At 68.8% G+C, this 9,010-nt stretch carries 7 protein-coding genes; 4 read left to right on the top strand and 3 right to left on the bottom strand.

All coding sequences use genetic code 11. From position 1 onward, the window contains the following. Positions 1–1,424 (bottom strand): Z1 domain-containing protein (locus ACFYX0_RS45680; RefSeq protein ID WP_388981190.1); only part of this gene is annotated, 1,424 nt, incomplete at its 3' end. A gap of 805 nt (positions 1,425–2,229) precedes the next feature. On the opposite strand from ACFYX0_RS45680, the gene ACFYX0_RS45675 reads away from it, so the two are divergent. Beyond that, positions 2,230–2,760, top strand: coding sequence for a very short patch repair endonuclease (locus ACFYX0_RS45675; RefSeq protein WP_388981188.1), 531 nt, complete (start codon positions 2,230–2,232; stop codon positions 2,758–2,760). Here the strand turns inward: ACFYX0_RS45675 and ACFYX0_RS45670 are convergent. After that, entirely contained in the window at positions 2,741–2,929 is a 189-nt protein-coding gene (locus ACFYX0_RS45670) for a hypothetical protein (RefSeq protein WP_388977742.1), read from the bottom strand. The genes ACFYX0_RS45675 and ACFYX0_RS45670 overlap by 20 nt on opposite strands. Positions 2,930–3,478: 549 nt before the next feature. On the opposite strand from ACFYX0_RS45670, the gene ACFYX0_RS45665 reads away from it, so the two are divergent. Then, complete coding sequence (locus ACFYX0_RS45665) at positions 3,479–3,910, top strand: hypothetical protein (protein ID WP_388981185.1); 432 nt, start codon at positions 3,479–3,481, stop codon at positions 3,908–3,910. Between the two features lie 396 nt (positions 3,911–4,306). Here ACFYX0_RS45665 and ACFYX0_RS45660 read toward each other — a convergent pair whose 3' ends face one another. After that, entirely contained in the window at positions 4,307–5,287 is a 981-nt protein-coding gene (locus tag ACFYX0_RS45660) for an AraC family transcriptional regulator (protein WP_388981182.1), read from the bottom strand. 563 nt (positions 5,288–5,850) lie between these two features. Between ACFYX0_RS45660 and ACFYX0_RS45655 the strand changes: the two genes are divergently transcribed. After that, positions 5,851–7,071, top strand: coding sequence for a styrene monooxygenase/indole monooxygenase family protein (locus ACFYX0_RS45655; protein ID WP_388981180.1), 1,221 nt, complete (start codon positions 5,851–5,853; stop codon positions 7,069–7,071). Between the two features lie 85 nt (positions 7,072–7,156). Then, positions 7,157–8,881: a styrene monooxygenase/indole monooxygenase family protein gene (locus tag ACFYX0_RS45650; RefSeq protein WP_388981177.1), complete on the top strand. Its 1,725-nt coding sequence runs from the start codon at positions 7,157–7,159 to the stop codon at positions 8,879–8,881. Positions 8,882–9,010 lie beyond the last annotated feature (129 nt).

The raw sequence follows: 9,010 nt of genomic DNA, 5'->3' as shown, positions 1-9,010 counted from the left end.
TCCAGGACGATACGGCAGTCCTCGACGACTCCGGCAAGCTCGCCCCGAAGGGCGTCGAAGGCCACCTTCTCCTCTCCCAGGGAGGGCTCGGAGCCGGGTACACGCGCGGTCTCGGCGTCCCACAACGCCCGCAACTCCTCCAGGAGGCCCTCGTCGCCGGTGTCGACGAGGTCCGCGACACTCTTACGGAAGTCCTCGAGCGGCCCTTTGAAGCTCTCGTGGACGATCGTGCTCACGCTCGTATGGATCAGCATGGTGGAGTGGGCGATCCCGTGTCCGCGGACCCGACGGGCCGCCGTGGCGAGCCAGAAGTACAGCACGGAGGTCCGCAGGGATCCCTCGATCTCGGGGAGGAAGTCGTCCAACTCGTCGCGGCCGGGGCGGACGAGGTCCACCTCCCACGGAGGGATGACGCGAATCATGTCATAGCCGTCCGGCGCGTCCTGCGGGTCCTCGCCGTCGATCGGCTCCCGACCGAAGAGGACCTCGGTCCCGAAGTGGCCCTCGGGCTTGGGCAGGTTGACGATGAAGTCCCGCGGATACAGGTCGTCCGCCGTGGGATCGATGAGAAGGTTGGCGAACGGGGTCGCGGTGTAGCCGACGTAACCCCCGCGCGGGAACAGGTCGATGATCTCGCGCATCAGGGGATTCGTACGCTTAGAGGCGACGCTCGCCTGGTCGGCCTCATCGTCGATGATGAGAGTGGGGCAGTTTCTGAGATTGTCCGGAGTGGCCTTCTCCAGCCACTCCTTCAACTTCTTCAGCCGCGGCACGTTCTTCTTCACGACGCACAGCACGTGTTGGCCGCTCTTGTGGGTGAAGAAGGCGGCCGGACTGCCGGGGGGCGCCTCGAAGTCGCCGTCCGCACCCGTGAGCGGGTGCCACTGGTCCAGGACGGGGTTCACCAACTGCTTCTCCAGGCGCAGCTGCGTCTGCCGTCGCAAGCCGTTGTGAATGCCCGCGAGGACGATGAAGAACTTGTACCCGGCGTCCGCGGCCTTGGCGATGAGGGCCGTGAAGTTGGTGGTCTTGCCGGACTGAACGTAACCGACGACGAGCCCGCGGGTGGAAAACCGGCGCTCCATGGGGTGGTCGAGCATCGAGACGACCTTGGTGGACGCCTCGTCGAGGGACTGTAGGGCGGCTTCGCTCCACGATCCCCTACTCAAGAGCTCCCGCAGCGCGGGCCAGCAGCGGTCGCCCTGCTGAGGACCGACGTACCATGTCTCCCTGTTATTGCGGACGACGGAGCCGGGCTGACGCATCTCACGAACCCTGATGGTGTCCCGCTGGTGCCGCTCGGCGATGCGCTGGGCGATGGCCGCATCCAGGCTGAAGAGCTTGATCGTGTTCAGAGCCTGCTCGGGCGTCTGAGTCCTGATCATGTTCTTGAAGGCTTCGTACTGCGCGTCGAACTCGTCCATGGATCCCCTCCCCTCCCGTCCCGGCCATGCGGGAGAGGACCCGACCAGGAGAGATGTAACACGAAAGTACAGGGATTATCACAGCCCGCAGCAGACGGGCCACCAAGGGAGCTTCCAGCTCTCATCACCACGCCATCGCCCCGTCCATGCCAAGTCGGTCACTCGGCGTGGCTACGAGCTTCCGCAGCGAGTCATAGCGTCACATAACGGCAGGAATTTGATCTCTGTCTCGACCCGCCGAGGATTCGAGGCCCATCCCCTCGTCCCTCCCCCCACAGATGCAGCGGCGAACACCCATCGCCGCGAGCACCGCACCGGCTCACCCCGGTGTCCACCTCCCTCGCGTTGCACATCGTGGCTTCGGGCGGCGGGGGCCAGGGGCGGCGGACCGCGGCCCGTTCGGGCGGGAGAATGGGCGGCGGGGACGGGGCCGACGGGTGTCGCCCGGCCCGCCGGGAGCGCGGCCGCGGCTTTCGGCCCGTGGCCCCACGGAAGGGCGGTCGGGCGGTCTCGGCCGTCCCACGCAGACGACGGGAAAGGGGTGCCGCCGCAGATGGGGTCCAGCAGCGAGCTTCGGGGGACGCGGGATCGCTCCTGGAAGCCGCGTCCGGGACGCGATCGGGCGCAGATCTCGAGGGAGCAGGATCGAGCGGCGGGTGGGGCGGCTCTGCGGTTGGTGGACACCGGCGAAGGCAGGTCCGCCCGCGCGAGCGTCGTCCTCGACCGCTCAATGCGCACCGGTCGGGTGTCCGCGACGCTTCGGTGGCGAACGGGCGGTCGGACGGCGTCCGTACGCCTGGGGGAGGTGGACCGCGCGACGCGGTCGGAGAACCTACGCGAGGGCTGGCGTCTGGCCCGGGAGGCGGGACTACTGTCCGCGGAGCTCCCGGAGGGGTCCTGGGCCCGATCCGCCGCCACTCGTGCGTCGATGCGGGCCAACAAGGGCAAGGACACCGGGCCGGAGAAGCGGCTGCGCTCCATCCTCCACCAAGCCGGTCTGCGCTATCGGGTGTCCGCGCGACCGGTCCCGTCTCTGCGTCGGACGGCGGACGTGGTGTTCACGGCGGCCAAGGTGGCGGTCTTCGTGGACGGCTGCTTCTGGCACGGGTGCCCAGATCACGGCAGCATGCCGGCGAGCAACCGGGACTTCTGGACGGCGAAGATCGCCGGGAACAGGACGCGAGACGCCGAGACGACGAAACTGCTGGAGGAGGCGGGCTGGACGGTCGTGCGCGTCTGGGAGCACACCGCCCCCGAAGAGGCGGCGAAGACCGTCATGACGGCCGTCACGGCCGCGCGCACGGCCGCCCGCCCGGTCAAAGAAGGCGGCCGTTGAGCAGGTCGTCCACGGCATCAGCCTCGCGGCGCAGGACGATCCTGCCGTCGCCGTCGCTGTAGGCGAGGATTTTCGATCCGACGTGGAGACCGGCCTCCACCAGGAGGCCCATAGGAAGTTCTACGGTGCCATCCTCACGGACGACGGTCTCTGCGGGTTCTTTGAGCATGGCTCTAGCATGTCAGCCCGCGGCTCGGCCGGTAGGGGCGGTCGGCCATGTGATCGATCAGCCGCTCGAGGGCGTCATCGCCGGGGAAGGGCGGTCCCCTCTGCCACCCAGCCGCGAGAGGGACCAGGCCGGCAGACCAGGCCGGGTGGGACCAGGTGTGCCTTCGGCTGGACGGCTTACCCAGAAGCCGGTGTGGCGACTTTTCCCCGGTTACCCCTCTTCGGATACTGCCCCAGTCTTCGTCAGCTGCAGGCGTCGCAGATGCCGGTGGTGGGGGAACCAGGCGCCGCGGTGACCGAGAGACCGTGTGGCCGTCCCGCCCATGAGGTTCCTCGGGCTTGTCGGGCCTCCCGATGGGTCCCGGCTTCTTCACGTTCTGGCCAACACCGGCTTCCGCTCCGTGCGCAGATGCCAGGGTGTCCGCAGCAACTTCCGCACCGCCAATGGGGGCCCGTGCGCCGTATCGTCTCGGCTGTCGTTGTGCTCGCCGTCCTGCCTCTCGCCGCTTGCTCCGCAAGATCGGCTTCCGGGGCAGCTCCGGCCGTTACCGTGACACGCACCGTGCCGGCCTCGGTGTCGCCCACCTCGACGACCCCGACCGCCAGCCCTGCGCCGACGTCCGCAGCGCCGGCCACGACGGCCGTCGTGCCCAAGGCGGCGCCCCCGGCGGCTCCTCGCCCGCATCTGACCAACGCCTCGGCGGTGCTCTCGCAGTACTACCAGGACATCACCGATCACGACTACGCCGCCGCTTGGGCACTCGGCGGCTCGAACATCGCCGGGACGACCTACGACCGGTGGGTGGCCGGGTTCGGCACCACCCAAAGCATCACCCTGGGCACCATCAGCGAATTCGGAGCCTCCCGCGTCCACGCCGTCCTGTACGCCACCCAGACCGACGGCACGCTCAAGACATATGCCGGCAACTACACCGTCGCCGACGGCATCCTCGTCGGCGCCTCGATCCGCCAGACCAGCTGACGGTGAGTGGGTTCCTCAAGCGAAGTACACATATCGGCGCTGGTGGAAGCGGGTTGGTGGTGTGGGTCGCCCTCATGTCCGCGGCTGTGTCCGGGTATGGGGCTGGGGTGTTGCCAGCCGTGTGGCCTGGTCGATGTCGGGTGGTCCGGCACAGGGCTGACCGGTGAGGGCGGCCTTACGGAGGATGCGGCAGCAGTCGTCGACCGCGTTGTGGGCTGATTCTGCTGTGGTCAAGGCGGCCTCTGTCTGAGCAGCGTCCCCAGCAACAGTGTTGGCCCAGGCGCGCCGATCGGGTACCGGCCCGACGTGGTCGACGGCTGCCTTGCCGGCATCGGGGTGGCAGTGAACGACTGACCGAACATCACGAATTCAGGTTCAGGTACGACCGAGTGTCCCCTACGACCGCAACGTCTTGGAGGGCGACTCCTCGAAATGTTGGCGGTAGGCGAGTGAGAAGCGGCCTGGGTGCAAGAAGCCCCAGCGGGATGCGACGGCGGTGACGGTTGTGGCACCCGGGTCGGAGGCCAGGAGTTCCTTGCGTACGCGGTCCAGGCGGACCTTGCGCAGGTATGCGAGCGGTGTCGTGTCGAGGTGCCGGCGGAAGCCTTCCTGGAGGGCCCGTACACCGACGCCGACGCATTCCGCGATTTCGGCGACCGTGAGCGGCTCGGCGGCGTGGGCCTCGATGACCTCCATGGCGCGGCGGACCGCGGGGGGTGCGAGGCGCGGTTGCTCGCCGAGCAGTGCCGGGGTGTAGTTGTTGGGCTGGGCCATCAACAGCTGTGTCATGAGGAGTGATTCAAGCTGTCGTGTCACGATGGGCTGGCTTGTCATGCCGTCAGGCCCTTCCGCTTCCCGGCGCATGAGGTCGACGATGTTGAGCCAGGAGCGGGAGCTGGGTGTGGTGAGGTCCATACCGAGTGAGAAGAGGATCGGGCGGCGCACGGTGCGGCCGAGCAGACTGCCCAGGTGCGATTCCAGGGACGATCGGTCGAGCCACACGATCAGCTGCGGATTGCCGGCGCCCCAGCGCATGTCCAGCTTTCCGGTCGGAGAGGGGACGGAGGCGCGTTGGGGGGAGGAGATGATCTCCTCGCGGCCGCAGGTGATTTCGGCGTGGCCGGCGAGGGGGATCTGGACCAGGAAGAAGCTCTCCAGGTCGCCTGGCGTGATCCGGACTTCCGTTCCGTAATCGAGGTAGTACAGACCTGTTTGCTCAAAGGGTGCGCCGTGGAGCCGGGCGTCGAGCGTTGCCGAGCGCTGCGTGATGCGCAGTTCATGCGGGCAGAAGGCGCGGCCGACCTCGGCCCGGGCCTCCCAGATGTCCGCTGTGTGGAACCGCTGGTGATGTGCGAGGGGGAGCTCTTCAGTGGGCATGCGAACCTCCACCGCCGAGATGCGCGATCGGGACAGCGATCCGCGTGATCCGGATAGCAAAGATGATCTTTCCATACCAAGGTTGATGCCCGGCCGCCTCGAACCCAAGAAGAAATCAAGGAATCAAGGATGAAGGGGAGTGCCGGGCCGGGCTGCGTTCGTCACGGGAGCGAAGCCACGCCCAGCGGACAACTCGTCGCATGCGCGCTGCGCGTGCTGCGCGCGATCGGCGCGGCGAGGGCCTCCGAGGCCTACCGCCGGCACGTCGCGGCACCCTTGCGTCTGCTGGCCCGGCTCCCCGAGTCGGGGCGCGCCTCCTTTCGCCGGCCGGGTGGCCCGGGGCCCATCCCCCGGTCCTACGGGTGACCCGGCTTCCCGCGGCTGCCCGCCGGCCCCCCGTCCGGCGGGCAGCCGTATTCCACACAACCGAACCCCCACACATCCGAACCCCCCACTCGTCGACGCCGCCACGTCGCCACGTCGCCGGAACGCTGTACCAGCGCAACGGCCTTGCTCGACGACCGCTCAAAGCCGTACAACCCGTCCCTCGGAGGTCCCCCCTCATGCGCAAGATCACCATCGTCGGAGCCGGCCAGGCCGGCCTTCAGCTCGGTATCGGTCTGGTCGAGCGCGGTTACGACGTCACCGTCGTGTCCAACCGCACCGGAGAGCAGATCCGCGAGGGCCGGGTCATGTCCAGCCAGGCCATGTTCGGCACCGCGCTGGCTCACGAGCGCAACCTCGGCCTCGACTTCTGGGGCGAGGCCTGCCCGCCGATCGCCGGGCTCGGCGTGAACATCGCCGACGGCCAGGGCGGCCGGGCGCTCTCCTTCGGCGCCCGTCTCGAGGCCACCGCCCGCTCCGTCGACCAGCGCGTCAAAATGCCGCTCTGGATGGGTGAGTTCGCGCGCCGTGGCGGCCGTCTGGACATCCGCGAGGCCGGGATCGAGGACCTGGAGCGCTACGCCGCCGAGTCCGACCTGGTGATCGTCGCGGCCGGCAAGGGCGAGATCGCCCAACTGTTCCAGCGGGATGCCGTGCGTTGCCCGTACGACGCTCCGCAGCGCGCGCTGGCCCTGGCGTACGTCACCGGCATGGCGCCGCTGCCCGACCGCCCCGGCGTCAGCTTCAACGTCATCCCGGGTGTGGGCGAGTACTTCACCATGCCCAGCCTCACCACCAGCGGCCCCTGCGACATCATGTTCTTCGAGGGCATCCCGGGCGGCCCGCTCGACTGCTTCGACGGGCTCACCCCCGACCAGCTGCTGACGAGGTTCCAGCAGCTGCTGCGGACGTACGTACCGTGGGAGGCCGAGCGCTGCACCGATGTCGCGCTCACCGACTGCAACGCCACCCTCGCGGGCCGCTTCGCGCCGACCGTCCGCAAGCCCGTCGCCACGCTGCCCTCCGGCGCGCAGGTGCTCGGCCTCGCCGACGTCGTCGTCCTCAACGACCCGATCACCGGCCAGGGCTCCAACAACGCCTCGAAGTGCGCGGCCTCCTACCTCGCCACCATCCTGGACCACGGCGAGCGCCCGTACGACGCCGCGTTCATGGAGCTGGCCTTCGGCCGCTTCTGGGACAACGCGCAGTCCGCCACGACCTGGACCAACGCGATGCTCGGCGCCCCGCCGCAGCACGTCTTGGAGCTCTTCGGCGCGGCGAGCGCCAACTCCCGTATCGCTGCCCGCTTCGTCAACGGCTTCGACGACCCGCGTGACTTCTTTAACTGGTTCATGGACCCGGTCGCTGCGAAGAACTACCTGACCGAGGTCGGCGCCTGAGCCAAGGGGCGTCAGGAGGAGATTGCACACTCCCCCGGGCGGCACGTCAGTGACACGCAGGCAACGAGAGCGGGATGGCAGGGGCATGAGAAGGATCGCGGTGATCGGCGCCGGGCAGGCGGGGGCTCAACTCGCCCTGGGACTTCAGAGGCACGGCTATGACGTCACCCTGGTCACCGACCGCGGCCCCGACGAGATACGTCGCGGTCCGGTCATGTCCAGCCAGTGCATGTTCGACACCGCGCTGCACAGCGAGCGCGAACTCGGCCTGCACCACTGGGAGGACCGGGCCCCTCACATCTCCGCCATCGCCTTCTCTCTCATCACTCCGCACGGCGCTGCGGACGTCTCCTGGCGCGCGCCGCTGGAAGGCCCCGCCCGCTCCGTCGACCAGCGGGTCAAGTGTGCCGCCTGGATGGAGCAGTTCGCGGCCGGCGACCACGGCGAGATCGTGCTGCACGAGGCGGGCGTCAACGACCTCGAGTGGTACGCCCGTACGCACGATCTCGTCGTGGTCTCCACAGGCAAGGGCGAGCTGAGCCGACTCTTCCCCCGCAACTGCGAACTCTCCCCGTACGACCGGCCGCGCCGTGCGCTGGCTCTGACGTACGTCACGGGAACGGCACCGCGGGAAGGGGAGGCAGCCGTCAACTACCGCATGGTCCCCGGCGTCGGCGAATACTTCTCCTTCCCCGCCCTCACCACCACCGGACCCTGCGACATCATGGTCTTCGAAGGCGTCCCCGGCGGCCCGATGGACTGCTGGGACGACATCCGCACGCCCGAAGGCCACCTCAGCCGCTCACTGGAAATCCTCCACCGGTTCTTCCCTGACGAATACGACCGCTGTCAGCACGCGCAACTGACCGACAGCGGCGGCGTTCTGCGCGGCAGACTCACTCCGACCGTCCGGCATCCCGTCGCCCGCCTGCCCTCCGGTCGGCACGTCCTCGGCATGGCCGACGCCGTCGTCCTCAACGACCCCATCACCGGCCAGGGTTCGAACAACGCGGCCCAGGCCGCGACCCACTACCTCGAAAGCATCCTCCGCCACGGCACCGCCGAGTTCACCCCGCAGTGGATGCAGCGCACCTTCGACAACTTCTGGCGGGGCTGGGCTCAATGGGCCGTCGGGTGGACCAACTCCCTCCTGGCCGACCTGAGTCCCCACCACCGCGACCTCCTGGCGGCGGGGGCCGAAATCCCCTCGGTCGCAGGCGCTCTCGCCGCCGGATTCGACGACCCGCGCACCCTCTACCACTGGTGGTTCGACGAGGCCGAGGCACACCGCTTCCTCGCCGAGAAACGCGCCCAGCACGCCGTCCGCTTCGACGGCCGCGAACTGCGCCGCGCCCTGGGCCAGTACGCCACCGGCGTGACCGTGGTGACGGCCCGGGCCCCCGACGGCAGCAACGTCGGCATGACCGCGAACTCCTTCACCTCCGTCTCCTTGGACCCGCCCCTCATCCTGTGGTGCCCCGGCAAAAACAGCCCGAGCCTGCCAGACTTCACCGCCGCCTCACACTTCGCCGTCCACGTGCTCGCCGCCGACCAGCACCACCTCTCCCGCCAGTTCGCCACCGCGGCCGACGACAAATTCCGCGGTACCCTCACCACCCCCGGCATCGCCGGCACCCCCCTCCTGGACGGCGCGGTCGCCCGCTTCCAATGCCGCACCGTCCAACGCCTCGACGCCGGCGACCACATCATCCTCCTCGGCGAGGTCGAGCAGTACGACGCCGACGGCGGCACCCCTTTGGTGTTCCACTCGGGGTATTACCACGTGGCGACGAAGCATCCGGATCTGTGAACAACAAGATCAAGACAGACCTTCGAAGCGCAGCCTGATCGCCGCGCTGCCCCGACAACGCTGGAGGCGGCTGTCGGGCGGGCCGGGCGCGCACGGCGAACGCGTCTACGACTGGGCGCGCGTCGCGAT

The sequence above is a fragment of the Streptomyces sp. NPDC002573 genome (assembly GCF_042889625.1).
In the GTDB taxonomy this organism is placed as follows: Bacteria; Actinomycetota; Actinomycetes; order Streptomycetales; family Streptomycetaceae; genus Streptomyces; species Streptomyces gibsoniae.
Note: the sequence above shows the minus strand (reverse complement) of the source record. Positions and strands in the feature narration are given on the sequence as shown.